Origin of the sequence: Bacillus sp. FJAT-27251, assembly GCF_001273925.1 — a bacterium.
Taxonomy (GTDB): Bacteria; Bacillota; Bacilli; order Bacillales; family Cytobacillaceae; genus Mesobacillus_B.
Genome location: NZ_LIGG01000001.1, coordinates 4,533,186 through 4,551,303, shown reverse-complemented (window position 1 = coordinate 4,551,303; position 18,118 = coordinate 4,533,186). Strand labels below are relative to the sequence as shown.

Annotated in this window: 19 protein-coding genes; 18 read left to right on the top strand and 1 reads right to left on the bottom strand. The window is 46.0% G+C overall.

Going from position 1 to position 18,118, the window contains the following annotated elements; translation table 11 throughout:
• Positions 1 to 41 precede the first annotated feature (41 nt).
• Together lysA and ADU22_RS21510 are read left to right on the top strand one after the other, a co-directional pair.
• Positions 42 to 1,358, top strand: a complete 1,317-nt coding sequence (gene lysA / locus ADU22_RS21515) for a diaminopimelate decarboxylase (protein ID WP_053364004.1) — start codon at positions 42 to 44, stop codon at positions 1,356 to 1,358.
• Between the two features lie 411 nt (positions 1,359 to 1,769).
• Complete coding sequence (locus tag ADU22_RS21510) at positions 1,770 to 2,132, top strand: GNAT family N-acetyltransferase (protein ID WP_053364003.1); 363 nt, start codon at positions 1,770 to 1,772, stop codon at positions 2,130 to 2,132.
• Positions 2,133 to 2,142: 10 nt separating this feature from the next.
• Here ADU22_RS21510 and ADU22_RS21505 read toward each other — a convergent pair whose 3' ends face one another.
• The gene (locus tag ADU22_RS21505; protein ID WP_053364002.1) at positions 2,143 to 2,670 is read right to left on the bottom strand and encodes a DUF309 domain-containing protein; all 528 of its coding nucleotides are present in this window, start codon (positions 2,668 to 2,670) and stop codon (positions 2,143 to 2,145) included.
• Between the two features lie 162 nt (positions 2,671 to 2,832).
• Here ADU22_RS21505 and ADU22_RS21500 point away from each other — a divergent pair, with 162 nt between their 5' ends.
• The 16 genes from ADU22_RS21500 to ADU22_RS21425 all read left to right on the top strand — a co-directional run bounded on the left by ADU22_RS21500 (position 2,833) and on the right by ADU22_RS21425 (position 18,055).
• Positions 2,833 to 3,597: a segregation/condensation protein A gene (locus ADU22_RS21500; RefSeq protein WP_053364001.1), complete on the top strand. Its 765-nt coding sequence runs from the start codon at positions 2,833 to 2,835 to the stop codon at positions 3,595 to 3,597.
• Entirely contained in the window at positions 3,584 to 4,177 is a 594-nt protein-coding gene (scpB, locus tag ADU22_RS21495; protein ID WP_053364000.1) for an SMC-Scp complex subunit ScpB, read from the top strand. Before ADU22_RS21500 ends, scpB begins: the two co-directional genes overlap by 14 nt.
• Positions 4,178 to 4,305: 128 nt before the next feature.
• A complete protein-coding gene (locus tag ADU22_RS21490) occupies positions 4,306 to 4,737 on the top strand; it encodes a hypothetical protein (RefSeq protein ID WP_053363999.1) in 432 nt (143 codons plus the stop codon).
• Positions 4,738 to 4,764: 27 nt separating this feature from the next.
• The gene (locus tag ADU22_RS21485) at positions 4,765 to 5,253 is read left to right on the top strand and encodes a YpuI family protein (RefSeq protein WP_053363998.1); all 489 of its coding nucleotides are present in this window, start codon (positions 4,765 to 4,767) and stop codon (positions 5,251 to 5,253) included.
• Between the two features lie 497 nt (positions 5,254 to 5,750).
• Entirely contained in the window at positions 5,751 to 6,887 is a 1,137-nt protein-coding gene (locus ADU22_RS21480; RefSeq protein WP_053363997.1) for a D-alanyl-D-alanine carboxypeptidase family protein, read from the top strand.
• Positions 6,880 to 7,467, top strand: coding sequence for a nucleoside recognition domain-containing protein (locus tag ADU22_RS21475; RefSeq protein ID WP_053363996.1), 588 nt, complete (start codon positions 6,880 to 6,882; stop codon positions 7,465 to 7,467). The genes ADU22_RS21480 and ADU22_RS21475 overlap by 8 nt, the downstream gene beginning before the upstream one ends.
• Positions 7,468 to 7,474: 7 nt before the next feature.
• Positions 7,475 to 8,005: a spore maturation protein gene (locus tag ADU22_RS21470; protein ID WP_053363995.1), complete on the top strand. Its 531-nt coding sequence runs from the start codon at positions 7,475 to 7,477 to the stop codon at positions 8,003 to 8,005.
• A 365-nt stretch (positions 8,006 to 8,370) separates the two neighbouring features.
• Positions 8,371 to 9,105 carry a 23S rRNA pseudouridine(2605) synthase RluB gene (rluB, locus tag ADU22_RS21465; protein ID WP_053364699.1) on the top strand — a complete coding sequence of 245 codons (735 nt, stop codon included), beginning with the start codon at positions 8,371 to 8,373 and terminating at the stop codon, positions 9,103 to 9,105.
• A 63-nt stretch (positions 9,106 to 9,168) separates the two neighbouring features.
• A complete protein-coding gene (gene resA / locus ADU22_RS21460; RefSeq protein WP_053363994.1) occupies positions 9,169 to 9,690 on the top strand; it encodes a thiol-disulfide oxidoreductase ResA in 522 nt (173 codons plus the stop codon).
• A 23-nt stretch (positions 9,691 to 9,713) separates the two neighbouring features.
• The gene (gene resB / locus ADU22_RS21455; protein ID WP_053363993.1) at positions 9,714 to 11,342 is read left to right on the top strand and encodes a cytochrome c biogenesis protein ResB; all 1,629 of its coding nucleotides are present in this window, start codon (positions 9,714 to 9,716) and stop codon (positions 11,340 to 11,342) included.
• An 11-nt stretch (positions 11,343 to 11,353) separates the two neighbouring features.
• A complete protein-coding gene (ccsB, locus tag ADU22_RS21450; protein ID WP_053363992.1) occupies positions 11,354 to 12,541 on the top strand; it encodes a c-type cytochrome biogenesis protein CcsB in 1,188 nt (395 codons plus the stop codon).
• Positions 12,542 to 12,739: 198 nt separating this feature from the next.
• Positions 12,740 to 13,456 carry a response regulator transcription factor gene (locus ADU22_RS21445; protein WP_046524118.1) on the top strand — a complete coding sequence of 239 codons (717 nt, stop codon included), beginning with the start codon at positions 12,740 to 12,742 and terminating at the stop codon, positions 13,454 to 13,456.
• Positions 13,453 to 15,240, top strand: a complete 1,788-nt coding sequence (locus tag ADU22_RS21440) for an ATP-binding protein (RefSeq protein ID WP_053363991.1) — start codon at positions 13,453 to 13,455, stop codon at positions 15,238 to 15,240. Before ADU22_RS21445 ends, ADU22_RS21440 begins: the two co-directional genes overlap by 4 nt.
• A gap of 207 nt (positions 15,241 to 15,447) precedes the next feature.
• A complete protein-coding gene (gene sigX / locus ADU22_RS21435; RefSeq protein WP_053363990.1) occupies positions 15,448 to 15,993 on the top strand; it encodes an RNA polymerase sigma factor SigX in 546 nt (181 codons plus the stop codon).
• Positions 15,971 to 17,173, top strand: coding sequence for an RsiX family anti-sigma factor (locus tag ADU22_RS21430; RefSeq protein WP_053363989.1), 1,203 nt, complete (start codon positions 15,971 to 15,973; stop codon positions 17,171 to 17,173). The genes sigX and ADU22_RS21430 overlap by 23 nt, the downstream gene beginning before the upstream one ends.
• 138 nt (positions 17,174 to 17,311) lie before the next feature.
• Positions 17,312 to 18,055, top strand: a complete 744-nt coding sequence (locus ADU22_RS21425) for a peptidoglycan DD-metalloendopeptidase family protein (RefSeq protein WP_069188019.1) — start codon at positions 17,312 to 17,314, stop codon at positions 18,053 to 18,055.
• Positions 18,056 to 18,118: the final 63 nt, after the last annotated feature.

Below are 18,118 nucleotides of genomic sequence, written 5' to 3'. Positions count from 1 at the left end.
GTCTATTTGTTCATTTTGGCCGAAAAGGAATGAGAGATAGCATGCAATTTCATGGAACAGCCAAAGTAAACAGACTCGGCCATCTCGAAATTGGCGGCATTGATACAGTTAAACTTGCAGAGGAGTTTGGAACACCTCTGTATGTCTATGATGTTGCATTGATCAGGGAGAGGGCACGGAGTTTCAGGACAACATTCGATACACTTGGCGTGAAGGCACAAGTTGCCTATGCGAGCAAGGCATTTTCAGCCGTAGCCATGGTACAGCTTGCAGAAGAGGAAGGGCTGTCCCTGGATGTTGTTTCCGGAGGAGAACTCCATACAGCGCTTGCAGCCGGATTTCCCCCTGCGAAAATCCACTTTCATGGGAATAATAAAAGCATTGAAGAAATCAATCTGGCTATTGAAAAAGAAATTGGCTGTTTTGTAGTCGATAATTTCTATGAGCTGGAATTGCTGGAAGAATTGTGTGCAGCACAGGGAAAGAAAGTCAGCATCCTGCTAAGGGTAACGCCAGGCATCGAAGCGCATACTCATGATTATATTTTGACGGGGCAGGAAGACTCCAAGTTTGGGTTTGGGCTGGAAAATGGACAGGCAGACAGTGCGGTCTCAACTGCTTTAAAGTCCAGCCATATTGACCTGCTTGGAATACATTGCCATATTGGCTCCCAGATATTCGAAACGACCGGCTTCCTGCTGGCTGCCAAAAAAATAATGGCCAAATTGAATGACTGGAAAGCAGAGAAATTTGAAGCACGGGTGCTGAATCTCGGAGGAGGATTCGGGATCCGCTATACAAGTGAGGACGACCCTATTCCGGCATCACAGTACGTCGAAGAAATCATAGCTGAAGTCAAGAATCAGGCAGAAGCGTATGGTCTCAAGATGCCTGAAATCTGGATCGAGCCAGGCCGTTCCCTTGTTGGGGATGCAGGAACCACCCTATACAAGATTGGTTCGCGTAAAGAGGTGCCTAATGTCAGGCAGTACGTTGCCGTTGACGGGGGAATGAGCGATAATATCCGTCCCGCCCTGTACCAGGCCAAGTATGAGGCAATACTAGCCAACAAAGCTCTTGAACAGCCGGAAGAAACCGTTTCTATCGCAGGCAAGTGCTGTGAGTCGGGGGATATGCTGATATGGGATTTGCCATTGCCAAAATCCTCAAGCAATGACCTCCTGGCTGTTTTTTGCACAGGAGCCTATGGATACTCCATGGCAAATAATTATAATAGAATCCCAAGGCCTCCGGTTGTGTTCGTGGAAAACGGCGAGGCAAGGCTGGTGGTGAGAAGGGAATCTTTTGAAGATATGGTCCGCTTGGACCTGCCCTTGAAAGAGAAGGTCAGAAATTAAGCTGCCGCATTTGGCAGCTTAGCTTTTTTAAAGAATTGCATGTTGGAATGGGCACTCGGATAACTGTCCGGTTTATCTGCATGATTGTCTTTTTGGCCGACTCTGTTGTAGAATATCATGTGGGAGGTCGGACATGAAGAAGAATAACTTGCTGCTGTTTGTTCTGCTCTTGCTTATGGGAACAGCGTGGGGAATCTATTACTGGCTTTATATTGTCCCCGCAAAATAACGATCCGGAGAAATATATTTGAAGAAAACGGGCAAATTCTGTATGATTAACGCAATTATATTTTATGAGTGAACCAGCTTTCCATATCAGGCATACTATACATAAGGTTTAAATATAAACGCTAATGGAAAAAATGGATGTGTCATTATACAATATGCTCAGTTCATTAATGAGGGATCAATATGTTAATTCGCTATAAGAAAGCTTTCGAAAAAATCGCAATGGGGCTTTTATCCTTCATGCCTAATGAGAAGGACATCAAAAAGCTTCAGCAAACAATGAGGCAGTACGAGAATGACGACAGCTGGCAGCTGTTCCTGTGGAAGGATGAAGACATCACAGGCCTTATTGGAGTGCAGTTTGTCAGTGAAGACGTGCTTGAGATTCAGCATATTTCGGTTAACCCTTCCCACCGTCATCAAGGAATCGGCAAAGCAATGGTTAGTGCCTTGCAGGAGCTGCACGCTGATAAAGTAGTGACTCCCAATGCCGATACGGCGGGATTTATTGAGAAATGCGGAACTTTGGAAAAACCGGGGCAGTGATGAAAGGAAATCACTGCCTTTTTTCTTTTTTTCGCTGGCGCAGAGCCTTTTCCCGATCAAGGATGACCTGGGACCGGTCCCTTCTGGAGTGCCTGTTCACTAAATCCTCACTGGCGGGACCGCTATTTTCGCACCAGGTAAAACCTTGTCTCCGGCATTGTGAGATGCAGAGGTTCCGGAGGCTTTCGTCTGCGATTGGCAGGTTGAGGCTTTGATAAGGGGCTTCAGCCAGAATGGCTTCACGCCGTTTTTTTAGGATAGCCATTAATTGGTCATGATCCAGGCCAAGCTCCTTGTTCTTCTCTTTATTCATCGATAAAATACCCGCGGATTTATCATGTGTCCTGAGGGCTCCAGCCAAATTCCTGCGTCGGTAGTGATAGGAAGAGACCGCTAGCTGGATGAATCCAACCCATGCTGACTCCTTGTTGCCTGGCTCTATTTCTTTCCAGAATTCCTCCAGCACCTCGTGGCATTCGAAATAGTCGCGGTCGCCATGGAAATGGACGAGATATTGAATATACGCCTTTGGAAACATTTTCTCCCCTCCTTAATAGCGGAAAACTATCATTAGCTTACCATAATTTTTGAAAAACACTGAAACTGCACTGCCATGTGCCCCGTTTTTAATGGCTTAGTGCTAAGCAATCCTCTATACTATTTATGATAATACAATGACAACATGATGGTGGTTGACACAATGCAATATAATGTAAAAATTGAAGCGTTCGAAGGTCCGCTCGACCTCCTGCTCCATTTGATCAACAGGCTGGAAATAGATATATATGATATACCGGTGGCCGAAATCACTGAACAGTACCTCCTCTATATCCATACGATGAAGGAGCTAGAGCTGAATGTAGCCAGCGAATTTTTAGTGATGGCGGCCACTCTGCTTGCAATTAAAAGCAAAATGCTGCTTCCAAAGCATGAGGAAGACCTGTCGGATGAATATGAGTTTGAAGAAGAGGAAGACCCCCGCGAGGAGCTGGTGGAAAGGCTGATCGAGTATAGAAAGTATAAGGAAGCTGCCAATGAATTCAAGGAGCTTGAACATGAACGCAGTTTAATCTATACAAAACCTCCCAGCGACTTGTCAGATTATGCGAAAGAGGCGCAGTCCGATAACGCCGATTTGAATGTTTCCCTGTATGACATGCTTGGAGCTTTCCAGAAGCTGATGAGGAGGAAAAAGCTGCAAAAACCTTTATCGGCAAAAGTAGCCAGGCAGGAAATTCCCATTGAGAAAAGAATGGGAGAAATTATTGAACTGCTAAAGAGGACAAACTCCCGCAAGAGCTTGAACGAGCTCTTTCCCATTCGGGAACGAAATCATATGGTCGTCACTTTCCTTGCTTTGCTCGAGTTGATGAAAAGGCAGGAAGTGCTGGTTGAACAAGAGGGCAATTTCGCCGAGATTTATGTGACAGCCCAGGAAGGAGGGGCCGTGGATGCAACTGATTAACTGGAAAGGGATCCTTGAGAGCATCTTGTTTGCGGCAGGAGATGGAGGACTCTCCATAAAGCAGATAGCCGAAGTGCTGGAAGTGGAAGAGCGGAAGGCGCAGGAAATCATCCGGGAACTGCAGGAGGATTACGAGAAAGATGAAAACAGGGGCCTTATGCTGATTAGCATGGCGGGGGKTTACCAGCTTGCTACAAAAAAAGAGCATGCTGTTTACCTGAAACGTCTTGTCGAGACCCCTGGCGGCTCCCATTTATCCCAGGCTGCATTGGAAACATTGGCAATCATCGCTTACAGGCAGCCGATTACAAGGGTGGAAATTGAAGAAATACGGGGGGTTAAAACCGAACGCCCGCTGCAAACTCTTGCTGCAAGAGCTTTGATTAAAGAGGTGGGCAGGGCGGAAGGTGCCGGCCGTGCTTATTTGTATGGAACGACAAGAGAGTTCCTCGATTATTTTGGCTTAAAAAGCCTTTCGGAGCTGCCGCCGCTGCCAGAGACTTTGAACGACGAGGACAACGGGGAGGAAGCAGACCTGTTTTTTGAAAAGTTTCAGGAGCTTGATGGGCCGGAAATTTAAGACAGCCTTATGGAAATATGCTAAAATTAGAAATATTAATTCTTGCGTTCCACACCTTAAAAAAGCAGGGAGCGCATACATATAATTTAACTGTTTGTACCATTAGATAAATCCCGGGGAGGATTGGCATGTTTATCAAACAATGCAGCGGTTATGAACTTGAAAAGGAAAAATCAAACACTTCCGAAGACTTCTTCAACCGCAGTGAAGTCACATTTGTCGAAGATGGCACTGAGAAGACCTTGCATGTGCTGTATGTCCGCTATTTTGATGAGTTAATCAGCAAGTTTACCCCGTTTGAGAAAGACCCGGTCTTCTCGGGCGGGTCCCGTGAGGTTACGTTCAAAGAAATCGTAGCTCTGGCCTGTCTGCTCAAGAATCCTGGCAACAGGCATCGTAAACGGGTGTATATAAATTCCGAAAAGGAATTTGCCGGGGTTTTTGAGGGGTTTGATTTTGCCAAACTCGAAGAGCTTTTTGCGAAACTGGAACAACAAGGAGGCTATGAGGTTTCTCCTTTGGAGTTTATTCTTCAGCCGGCTTCTCGCACCAACTCGTAAGGCATAAAATCTTTGGGGGTGGATTTATTGGGGAATACGATTGTGGAGACGCAGGTTAAAGAGGTTAAAGACTTTTTAGGCAGTACTGTTGAAAAGCTTGAAGCCTTTTTAAATACTACAACCTTGAAATCCCTTGCGGAAGAGGAGCCGGGGGATGCCGACTACTATCGCCATGTTCTGTCTTCCATACGCAGGCTTGCCGTATTTTGTGAGGAAGGCCTTGAAGCGTGCAAGGTGATAGCGGGTTCCCAGCCGTTCTCCAAAGGAGCGGCAGAGAAGACATTGTATCGCATCTACATTCATTGCATCGAGGAGTTCTATTCACCGAAGAGCGATATCTGGTTTGAAGACAGCCGGGCAGCTTACACTGGTAAAAACGCAATCAAGTTCCGGGATACTGTCCCTGCAAAAGTGACAAAGCTGCTTGCGTCGCTCGAGGGAGACTTCCAACAAATTAGAGAAGAACTTGAATATTACGAAACCGATTACCGGACAAAGATGCTGCAGTCGAAATAAAGGAAAAGCGGTAAAACATAAGTAGTTCGATTTTGAATTAGAATCACCCGTACTATTCGAACGTTATTCGCGCTTAAATCAGCAAGATGCTTGGAGCAATGTGCCTCCAGGCATTTTTTTGCTGAGTTTGAAAAATAAACGGAAGGATTCCGCTTAAGTTGGAAAATACCATCATTTCCCGGAATATAAGAGGAGCTTTTCCGTTTATATTAATTTAATCCTTAGAAATCAGCCTATTTAGAGGTGTTAATCGGAATATCTCCGCTTATATCGGCCTCCTAAGCCCTTGCTATATACGTTAACCGGATTTTCTCCCCCTATGTAACCTTTGCCCCCACGACAAATCAACCAAGAATTAGAACAAGTCTTTTTATTTCAGTGCCGGGGGCATAACCTTAATAATCAGCCAGCTATTCCGTCAAAGCGTTTTGGAGTCATAACAAACCTTGTCCTGCATAAACTTGTACAAACTCCCAAAGAGAGGCGAGGTCTGTGCAATGATTAAAAAAGGGATGATTTTTACACTGCTGCTTATCTTGCTTATTCACCATATTCCCGGGCTGGCGACAGCGTCAGGATCGGTTAGTGCGAGAAATGCTATTTTAATGGAACAGAACTCCGGGCGGGTGCTTTATGAGAAGCAGGCGCACGACCGCCAGCGGATTGCCAGTATCACAAAAATTATGACCGCCATTTTGGCAGTTGAATCCGGCAAGCTGGGTGAACAGGTGAAGATTAGCAGCCGGGCAGCTGGAACGGAGGGGTCATCCCTCTATTTGATGGGAGGGGAAAAAACGAAACTTGAAGACCTGGTTTACGGGCTTATGCTAAGGTCGGGAAATGATGCGGCGGTGGCCATTGCCGAGCATGTCGGGGGGAGCCTGGAAGGCTTTGTCTTTCTAATGAATCAAAAAGCCGCAGAAATCGGAATGGAAAACACGCATTTTGCAAACCCACATGGCCTCGATGATCATGAAAACCATTATTCCACGGCATATGATATGGCCTTGCTGACAAGGTATGCGATGAACAATGAAACCTACAGGAAAATATCTGGCACCAAGGTGCATCGCGCTCCTAATCCTAATGAGTCGTGGGACCGGGTGTGGAAAAACAAGAACAGGCTGCTGACCGAACTCTACAAATATACTACTGGCGGCAAGACGGGTTATACCAAAAGAGCCAAAAGGACGCTTGTAACAACGGCAGCAAAGGGCGGGTTGGAACTTATCGCTGTGACGTTGAATGGACCGGACGACTGGAACGACCATATTTTCATGTATGAAAGAGGCTTCGAACAGTACGATTTGGCTGAAATATTGCCGGCGGGGACCATCAAGGGCATTAAGGAGCAGGTTTATAGGGGAAGGGKGTTCCTGGAACACTCTTTTGATTACCCGATTACTCAAAATGAGGAAGAGAAAGTAAGAGTGCAATACAAGCTTTTGAAGCCGGATGGCGCTGGAGAGGAAGCGGATATTCCCGATGTGGTAGGCAAAGCAGTGGTCTACCTTGAAAATGACATTATCAAGGAAATGCCCATTTATTACAAGCACCAGTCTGTAAAGCAAAAAACCTTTCTTGATAGATTCAAAAATATTTTCATGTCAGCAGCAGGAATAGAACATGGTTAATTATATTTGGGTGTTCATGACAATTATCGGTCTGGTATTCGCAGCTGTAAACGGGACGATGTCGGAAGTGAACGAGGCGGTTTTCAGAGGAGCGACTGAGGCGGTTACTCTGTGCATTGGCCTTATCTCCGTCCTTGTATTCTGGCTGGGGATGATGAGGATTGCCGAAACGGCCGGACTTCTTGATAAGCTCTCCAGCCTGTTCCGGCCCCTTGTCACAAAGCTGTTTCCTGAAGTGCCCGCAGGACACCCAGCCATGGGGTACATTTTGTCCAACATGATGGCAAATATGTTTGGTCTAGGCAATGCGGCGACACCATTGGGCATAAAGGCAATGGAGGAGCTGAAAAGGCTGAATGGGGGAAAGGATTATGCAAGCCGGTCGATGATCACTTTTTTAGCGATCAACACGTCCAGCATTACCCTGATTCCGACCACGGTGATTGCCATCAGGATTACCTATGATTCAGCGTCCCCTACCTCAATAGTGGGCCCTACCCTTATGGCCACTTGCTTTTCAGCTGTGGCTGCAATATTGATTGATAGGTATTTCCATTACCGAAGAAGCCGAAAAGGATGAGGTATTCATGCAAATAATTTCTGCCGTTTCTCTTTGGTTCATTCCTGTGCTGATAGGATTTATATTGATCTATGGTACATTAAAAAAGGTTCCGACGTATGAAACTTTTGTGGAAGGCGGAAAGGAAGGAATTAAAATGGCTGTTTCCATTATCCCGTTCCTTGTCGGCATGATGGTGGCCATTTCCGTTTTCCGTGCTTCTGGAGCTCTTGATTATATGATGGAGTATATAAAGCCTGCGATTGAGAAAGCAGGGATTCCTGCAGAGGTCATCCCCCTGGCAATCATTCGTCCCATATCGGGTAATGCCGCCCTGGGGATGACCAGCGACTTGATATCAGCCCATGGCCCGGATTCTTTCATTGGCATACTTGCTTCAACGATACAAGGCAGCACCGACACCACTTTTTATGTATTAACCGTCTATTTTGGGGCTGTCGGCATCAAGAAAATGGGAGATGCCTTAAAAGTGGGGCTTCTGGCGGACTTGGCTGGCTTCGCTGCCGCCATCATAGTTGTTACGATCCTTTTTGGATAAAAACCGGATACCTTGCGAAAGGTATCTTTTTTATTTGTAAAATTACTGTACTTAGATAACTGTCCAGCTTCAGCGCCTAGCCAGTTTTCATCCTTGCATTGGCTTCTTCGAGTATCTTGCGAGAAGCGCAGCTTTGAGCAGCTTGAGTCGCTTGTCTGGCATCGCTTTTCTAATTCGGTCCTGCTGTTGAAGTCAAAGAACGACTTCATCAGCTGGCCCTCCAGCGCTTGTCGGGGCTGACCAAGGCGCTTTCGCTTTTTTAGTGTCCACAGCTTTGAAATATGGCTTTTTTATGTCATAATGCATAGGGATAGTCTATATTGAAATAGTTTTGTCTGGAAGATATGAAATTGGGAGTGACCAAATTGGAAAGATTGCAAAAGGTAATCGCACATGCTGGAGTCGCTTCAAGAAGAAAAGCGGAAGAATTGATTCTTGAAGGGAAAGTAACAGTGAATGGCAGTGTCGCAAAGGAACTTGGCATAAAGGTGAGTCCCTCGGACCGGATTGAAGTAAACGGTATTCCACTGGAGCGTGAACAGCCGGTCTATTTTCTGCTTTATAAACCTCGCGGTGTTATATCCAGTGTAAAGGATGACAAGGGCAGAAAAGTAGTCACGGACTTCTTTGAACATGTGGAACAGCGAATCTACCCGGTTGGAAGGCTGGATTATGATACATCCGGAGTTCTGCTCCTGACCAATGACGGAGAATTTGCCAATCTGCTCATGCATCCAAGCAGTGAAGTGGACAAGGTGTACGTCGCCAAGACAAAGGGCATCCCGGCAAAGGAATCGCTCAGGAAGCTTGAAAAGGGAATACAATTGGAAGATGGCAAAACAGCCCCGGCGAAAGTCAAGCTCCTGTCGCTGGACAAGAAAAAGCAGACAGCGATTGTAGAACTGACCATTCATGAGGGCCGTAACCGCCAGGTACGAAGGATGCTGGAAGCAATCGGCCACCCAGTCCTAAAACTTAAGCGTGAACGTTATGGGAATCTAACCTTGCAAGGGCTTAGTGCCGGGGAAAAGAAAGAACTGACCCCTCATGAAGTAAAACAGCTGAGGACACTCGCAACGGAACGAAGACAAAAAAGATAATAACCTTATTCAGAAGTTGCTAATGGTATAATAAGTGAATTGAACCTTGGGGGAGGATGGCTTATGAAAAAGCAGCGTCTTGTGCTCAGGACAGCAATTCTGCTGGTTTTGATCGCAGCTGTGGGTTATACTCTATATGCAAATTTCACCAAAGATGACACACAAAAGGTGGAGGTAGGAAAAACGGCTCCGGATTTTGTCCTGGTTGATATGGAGGGCGAAAAACACAGGCTGTCCGATTACCGCGGCGAAGGGGTATTCCTCAATTTTTGGGCTACATGGTGCAAGCCTTGTGAACGAGAAATGCCTTATATTGATAACCAATATCAGCATTTTAAAGATAAGGGAGTCAAGGTTTTAACGATTGATGTAGGAGAATCGGAGCTTGTTGTAAATAACTTTATCGAACGGCATAATCTTAGTTTTCCGGTCATGATTGACAAGGGTGAGGTTCAGACGGCGTATGGAATCAATCCACTTCCGATCACCTTCCTGATTGACAAGGATGGGAAAGTGGTCCGCTCACATACAGGTGAACTTAATGAAGCTACTGTCCGTCGGTTTATGGAAGAAATACAACCTTAAAGGGGAAACAGGGAGTTAGTGGTATGAATGAAGTGAAATGTGAATGCGGGCATGTGAACCCGCATGGAACTGTTCTTTGTGAATCATGCGGCAACATACTTGAGGAGAAGGAAAGGCAAAAGCAGCTAGTTGATATGCGCTATGAGGGAAGTGCCAGAAGGTCCCAAACCTATAATAAAACCATTGTGGACAAGATCTGGAATTTCTTTTCTTCCGTAAAAGTAGGGGTATGGCTGATTGTTGTAACGCTTGTTGCATCGGCACTGGGTACCATCCTTCCGCAGGAAATGTATATTCCCCCAGTGGGAACGGCCGCTGAATATTATGAGGATCAATACGGCTGGTTCGGGAAACTTTATTATGACCTTGGGTTCCATAATTTATACAGCTCATGGTGGTATTTAATTTTAATTGCTTCCATTGGAATTTCCCTCGTCATATGCAGTCTCGACCGTGTAGTCCCGTTATACCGGGCTTTGAATAAGCAGCGGGTGACCAGGCATGAAGGCTTTCTGAAACGCCAGCGCCTTTTCGGGGTTTCCGACACTCCTCCGAACAGCGACGCACTCGAGAAGCTGAAGGAGAATTTGAAAAAAAAGCGTTATTCCATTCGTGAAGAAAACGGCAACATCCTTGCAGAAAAAAATCGCTTTTCACGCTGGGGCCCATACGTTAACCATGTGGGGCTGATTATTTTCCTGATTGGCGGAATGCTGAGGTTTGTCCCTGGCATGTATATAGACCAGGTAGTATGGATCCGCGAGGGGGAAACGAAAGTAATTCCTGAAACAGAAGGCGAATACTATCTCCGCAGCGACCAATTCATCCTAGAACTCTATGATAAAGAAAATGATGGAGAAGTATTTGGAGAAGCTCTTGACCGAAATGGCATGGTTGTCAAGAATTACCAGTCCAATGTGACACTGTACAAAAAAGATGGAGACACTGTACCCGGTGAAGAACCAGAACTTGATAAGGTCAAGGATTTCCAGATACGGGTAAATGAGCCGCTGAAATTTGAAGGCTTTGCTCTATACCAGGTTGATTATAAGCTGAATGAGCTGAATAAAATGACCTTCTCGCTGCAGGAAAAAGAGACAGGTAAAGAGTTTGGCGAAATTCAAATTGACTTGTTTGATCCGAAAAAAAGCTATGAACTGGCCAACGGCTATTCTGTTGACGTTATGAGCTATTTCCCGGATTTCGAATTTAATTCCGATGGGGAGCCGGCAACAAAATCCCGTATTCCCAATAATCCTGCATTCATCTTTAAAATGATAGCACCGGACAACCCGGAGGGAGAAATCAGTTTTGTCGCCATCCAGGAAACGATTGAACCTATGGGCGATAATGAATATAAAATGGCCTTCAAAGCAGCGGAAACAAAGAATGTCGCAGGGTTGACGGTCAGAAAGGACCTTACGCTCTGGATCATTTCGCTGGGCGGGCTGATATTTATGATTGGAGTGGTCCAGGGAGCCTATTGGAACCATCGTCGTCTGTGGGTCCGTGCCGTTGACGGAGAGGTCTGGACAGCCGGGCATACAAATAAAAACTGGCATGGCTTGAAAAGGGAACTTGACGACATTTTTGCCGGAACAGGATTGGACGTTCCGAAAGAACAATCAACAGATGATGGGAAAAAGGGGTAAGGGGGAGAACGATGGTCTCATTAAGTTCAAATCTGCTTTATATTGCATTTGTCCTTTATCTTGTGGCCACTGCTTTTTTTGGCGGGGCGATCAAGGGAAAAAAAGAGGGACAGGAAGCCAAAGGGTCAAATAAATKGGCGAAGATCGCGATTGCCATAACAATTGCCGGCTTTATAGCCCAACTGGGGTATTTCTTAACCAGATGGATTGCTGCGGGCCACGCACCAGTGAGCAATCTTTTCGAATTCACGACATTTTTCGGAATGTGCCTTGTTGGTGCGTTCATTGTAATTTATTTTATGTACCAAACACCGCTTCTCGGGGTATTTACCCTTCCGGTTGCGATTCTAATCATCGCCTATGCGAGCATGTTCCCGCGGGAAATATCTCCGTTGATTCCTGCACTCCAGAGTGACTGGCTGCATATCCATGTGACTACAGCTGCTCTTGGTGAAGCCATTCTGGCCGTTTCCTTCGCAGCGGGCCTGATTTATTTAATCAAGTCTGTAGACCAGACGGTCAAAACCAAAAGCACCTTTTGGCTGGAGGCTGTCATGTATGGAATCGTCAGCACCATCGGCTTTATTATCGTAGCATCCATATTTTCATTTGCCGACTACCAGGCGGAATTTACTTATACCGATAAAAATGGTGTGCAAGCAACTTACGAGTATCATATGCCTGCAATAATTGGCCCCAATGAGGGTGAATTGATGACCGAGGGACGCTTTGCTCCTATTGTCGAAACACCGGCAATCATTAATTCCAAAAAACTTAACACGGTGATTTGGTCGCTTGCAGCCGGACTTTTGCTTTATTGGCTCATTAGGCTTGTTGCCCGCAAGCGGCTGGCAGCCATCCTGAAACCGCTGGTGAAGAACGTGAACCTTGACCTGGTCGATGAAATCAGTTACCGGTCCGTTTTGATTGGCTTCCCTGTATTCACCCTCGGAGCACTGATTTTCGCCATGATTTGGGCGCAGATTGCCTGGACAAGATTCTGGGGCTGGGATCCAAAGGAAGTCTGGGCATTGATTACTTGGCTCTTTTATGCGGCTTTCCTTCATTTGCGCCTTTCAAAAGGCTGGCATGGGGAAAAGTCGGCGTGGCTGGCTGTCATTGGGTTCGTTATCATCATGTTCAATCTCATTGTGGTCAATCTTGTTATTGCCGGGCTGCACTCCTATGCAGGTTCCTAAACACCATCGGCTTGAAAAGGGTCTTCACTTTATTGAGTGGAGACCTTTTCAGTAGGAGAACATTTACACTTGAGTTTTGTTCATCTGTAAATATGTCTATTTTATGTCGAAGAAATGAGTTAACATTATTGTGAAGATGAAAAATAATGGCAACAAGTTAAATCATTATGTAAAATGTTCACAGGAGGGATATGCCTAATGGAAAAGGACGTAAAAATTTTAGTTGTGGATGATGAAGAAAGAATTAGACGTTTATTAAAAATGTACCTTGAAAGAGAGAATTATATAATTGACGAAGCTGAGGACGGAAATGTAGCCCTGGCAAAGTCGCTGGCCCACGATTATGATGTCATTCTCCTGGATTTGATGATGCCAGGAAAAGATGGCTTGGAAGTATGCCGTGAACTGAGAGAGAAAAAGTCCACACCAGTCATCATGCTGACCGCAAAAGGAGAAGAAGTAAACAGGGTCCAGGGTTTCGAAGTAGGTACCGATGACTACATTGTGAAACCTTTCTCACCCAGGGAAGTGGTGCTGAGAGTCAAGGCAATGCTTCGCCGATCCTCCAGTACAACCTACCTTCAGACGGAGACGACTGCAAAGGATGTAATCGTTTTCCCTCATTTAACCATCGACAATGATGCTCACAGGGTTACGGCTGATGGAAAAGAGGTCAGCCTGACTCCAAAAGAATATGAATTGCTGTATTTCCTTGCAAAAGCCCCTGATAAAGTTTTCGACCGCGAACAGTTATTGAAGGAAGTATGGCATTACGAATTCTTCGGCGATTTGAGGACGGTAGATACTCATGTCAAACGTCTGCGCGAAAAGCTGAACAAAGTATCCGAACAGGCCGCCAAAATGATTGTAACGGTATGGGGGGTTGGCTACAAATTCGAGGTTGTCAATGAATGATGCTTTGGCGTAGTATAGTCGGGAAATTATGGGTAACCATCCTGCTGCTTGTTTCATTTGTTCTGTTCCTGTTGACTATTATGCTGGTCGAATTTTTTGAGAACCATAATATCAATGAAACAAGAACACAATTAACCTATACCGCTGAAAAAATTTCCCGGGTCCTTGAAGAGCATAATCAGGATCAGGCCGATTTTGAAATTGGGCTTGAAATCGCCTGGGGGCTGCTCGATGAAGTGACAAAGGTTATGGTGGTGCTCGATGAAGAGACCTATTTTTATTCTCCCAACTCGGAGGACAGCCGGCTGCCGATTTCCTTCTTGATGGAAGACGGTGAGTTGCTCTCTGTTTTGCGTGAAAATAAAAATATCGACAAGATTGCTGCGCTTCCATTGGAGGAAGAAACAGATTCACGGCTAATGATTATAGGTGTTCCGCTCTATGAGGGTCAGGGTGGTAGCGGAGCTGTTTTTATTTACCAATCATTGGAAGTCGTGGAGGAAACCACCAGAAATACGACTAAGTTTGTCCTGCTGGCCGCAGGAATAGCGATCGTGTTGACGACAATATTTGCCTTCTTTCTGTCGACAAGGATCACTGCTCCCCTGAGAAAAATGCGGGAAGCGGCCTTTGAGGTGGCAAAAGGGAAGTTCGATACAAAAGTCCCGATCCTGACGAGGGATGAAATGGGAGAGCTTGCAACTGCCTTCAATCAGATGGGCAGGCAGCTGAAGTTCAACATGAACGCCCTGAGCCAGGAAAAGGAACAGCTTTCCAGCATTCTCAGCAGCATGGCAGATGGCGTCATCACTTTTAATCAGGATGGAACCATCCTGATTACCAACCCGCCTGCCGAGCAGTTTTTGCGGTATTGGTATTATCAGCAGGGAGCCATGGACGACTCCGATGCCCTTCCCCCGCAATTCATGGAACTGTTTCAGCTGGCTGTAAATACGGGGAAGGAACAGGTGGGAGAAATGAATGTCCAGGGACGTTCCTGGGTGGTGATTGTGAGCCCGCTCTACAACAAGAAGGCAATTCGGGGGGCAGTGGCCGTTGTCCGCGATATGACGGAAGAACGGAAGCTGGACAAGCTTCGGGATGACTTCATCGCGAATGTTTCGCATGAGCTAAGAACCCCCATTTCAATGCTTCAAGGATACAGTGAGGCCATTGTGGATGGAATCGCGGAAACAAACGAAGAGAAAGTGGAGATGGCCCAGATTATTTATGATGAGTCGCTGAGAATGGGCCGCCTTGTGAATGAACTGTTGGATCTGGCTCGCATGCAGGCAGGGCATATTCAGCTCGAAACGGAAATTACAGAGATTGAGCCCTATATTAATCGGATAATCCGCAAATTCCAGACGCTTGCAAAAGAAAAGAATCTTGAATTGCGTACCTCTTTTGATTTGTCCGAGAGAGAGTTTCGCTTTGATCCCGACAGAATCGAACAAGTGCTGACCAACCTGCTTGACAATGCAATAAGGCACATAGGGGAGCACTCCACGATTACCGTATCTGTCAAGTCCATGGAACGCGCGATCTATTTTGAGGTAAGTGATGAAGGCCCAGGCATTCCTGAGGAAGATCTTCCATTCCTTTTTGAGCGCTTTTACAAGGGTGATAAATCCCGTACGAGGGGCCGCTCCGGAACCGGCCTTGGGCTTGCGATCGCCAAAGATATCATTGAAGCCCATTCGGGTAGTATTTCAGTAAACAGCAAACTTGGACAAGGGACGACATTTTCCTTTTTTATTCCACGCCTTCCGGATGTGAAATAGAGAATTTTGACGACTTATCTTGATTCACACGGAACAATTGCCAGCCTCTTTGTAAAGCCATCCGTTTCCTCGGATGGCTTTATTATTCCCTTTAATGTCCATTCGCGAAAAATCTTCCTTCCTTTTTTATATATAAAAGAATATAGTATAGATGAAACTTTTTATACTTAAGAACGACTAATATTTTGAAATGCGGAGGGATTGGAAATGGACTCCGTTTTTGATCATTTGTATCAAAAATACCACCAGGATTTATTCCGGTTTTTGTTTTATATGATGAAGGACCGGGAGCAGGCCGAAGACCTTGTCCAGGAAGTTTATATACGTGTCCTTAAATCATACAGCCGCTTTGAAGGGAAAAGCAGTGAGAAGACATGGCTGTTTTCGATAGCCAAAAATGTTGCGATCGACCATTTTCGAAAGCAAAAGGGCTGGAAGAACTGGCTGTCCGAAAAAATTGATCTTTCAACCACCCAGGTCAGGGACCATTTGCCGCTACCTGAAGAGATAGCAGAGCAAAGGGAAGAAATTCAAATGATGTACCAATGTCTGGATCAATGTACGGTAGACCAAAAGATGGTCATCATTCTTAGATATATCCACGAACTGTCCATCAGCGAAACAGCAGAAGCCCTTGCCTGGACTGAAAGCAAAGTGAAGACCACCCAGCACCGTGCGATAAAGGCGCTGAAAAAGCACATGGAAGCAATGGAAGAGGAAGTGATGCCTAGTGGGAAAGTTAAAGCTGAATGATAGGCAGGTTGAGGAATTATTAAAGGAACTGCCCAAGCTGGAGGACGGGCGGCGGCGTGAGGAAATCTATAGGAATGTCGCCGCGAAGCTCCGGAAGCGAAGGCAGCGGTCCTGGTTTATGCCTGCACTTGCTTCAGCAGCTGCGGCGGCTTTGTTTTTCATCCTTTCACCCGAACTTGGCTTACAGCAAGAGCAAACTGCAAAGCAGGAAAGTTCCATGGATCACGCTGGCTCCAGCACTGAAATGAAAGATGGCGGAGCCGCAACACGTACAGGTGATGGCAGCCAGATGAACGCTGCCTTATCAACAGATTCTGAGCCGGCAAAGGAGATTGCAAGTTCTTCCATTCAGCCTACGGCTGTATACAAGAAGGATTTGGAGACTTACGAGGCTCTCACTTATACAATTCCTGATGCGAATGCACAAATTGCCGTGCCCGTAACCGTCCTCGTTGAGAAGGCTGATAAAAAAAACTGGTTTGAACAGTTTGAGGAAACAATGCCGAAACTGAAGGAGGAAGAATGGGGCTTAATGGATTACTATCCCCTCAATGCCGATATCAGTTATGACCAGGCCAGCAAGACAGTCAATGTAGATGTGCCTGAAGGTCATCCATACGGTTTCGGATCAGCTGCTGAAACTTGGTTTTTGAAAGTCCTGGAGGATTCCCTGCCCCACGACAAAGTGAAAAGAGTTTCCTTCTCGACTGAGGGGCGCAAAGGCATTGAGCTTGGGAATACGGGTGAAAAGTTTGAATTGCCGCTGCCTCAGCCTGAGGGGCACGCATACCTTTTTTATTATCGGGATAAAGGGGAAGAAAGCATCCCGTATATGGTGCCTGCCAATGAAAGTTTCAATACGTTTAGGGAGGCATTGGAGGCTATGGCTGTCAATCGGGATGAGTCGGGCTTAAAAGCCTCCCTGCCTGAGAACTTTGCCCTTGAAGGGGCTTTGGTAAAGGAAAATGGTCCTGTGCTGCATTTGGAATTACCTGCAGGGCCCTCTTTTGAAGAAAGCTTCATCTATAGTCTGGAAGCGATTATGCTGACAGCTAAAAGCTTTGGCTATGAGGCGCTGAAAATTGATAATGCGGAACCCAGCGAGATTGGTCCATTCAACTTGAATGAATCACTGGAATTACCAGTCGGAGCAAATAAAAAAATAATCGGTTTAAATTAGTGCCTGGCTCTAGCCAGGTTTTTTTATTGCATAATTTGACTTCCGGATGCCAAATAATAACACCATGCGTTTTTCCCTTCCCTGTATAGGGGCCAGTCATAGGGGAAAAAGGATAGATACTTGATTAGGAGGAAAAAGATGCAGGACGAGCTTAAGCGCCTGTTGCATGCAGTATTGGCTGCAGTTTGCGTCAGCCTGGTTTTTTCCAGTGTCACCCATCCGCAAGCAGAAGGGATTCAGGATCGGACAGACCACTGGATTTGGCCTGCAGGCGGAGAAATCACGGATACTTATGGAACTAGAGAGGGGCTCCACAAGGGAATAGATATAGCCTCCAGACTTGGTTCTCCTGTTTACGCTGTGGATGGAGGGATCGTTTCAAAATCATATTATTCCAGTACATATGGGCATGTTGTATTTATTAAGCATGAAAATCAATATGAAACGGTTTATGCCCACTTGCATAAGAGACATGCCTTTGAAGGGGAAAGGGTTAAGCAAGGGGATTTAATAGGCGTGATGGGCAACACAGGGGATTCCTCTGGTGTACATCTCCACTTTGAAGTCCATCAGCACCAGTGGACCTACAGCAAGGAAAATGCTGTCGACCCTGACAAGGCGCTGGGGTCAGCGGAAATCGGGCAGGCTGTTATTGCGCAATCAAGGCTTCGCAAAGATGGGTCCGTTGAAACGGCAGGCAAACTGGAGGCAGACGGCAAGGCTTCTCCAATTGGTTCTTCTTTATCTCATTATGTGGTAAACAGTGGAGATACATTATTTGCGATTGCAGGAAGGACAGGAGTCAGCGTGGAAAGCCTCATGACAAGGAACAATCTTCAGTCCGACACCATACAGGTGGGACAAAAACTGAGGATTAAATAGGCTAAACGAAGAGGGGCAGGGTAATGGGGCCTAGTGTCAGAGCCCGAAATGAGCGGAGAGGGA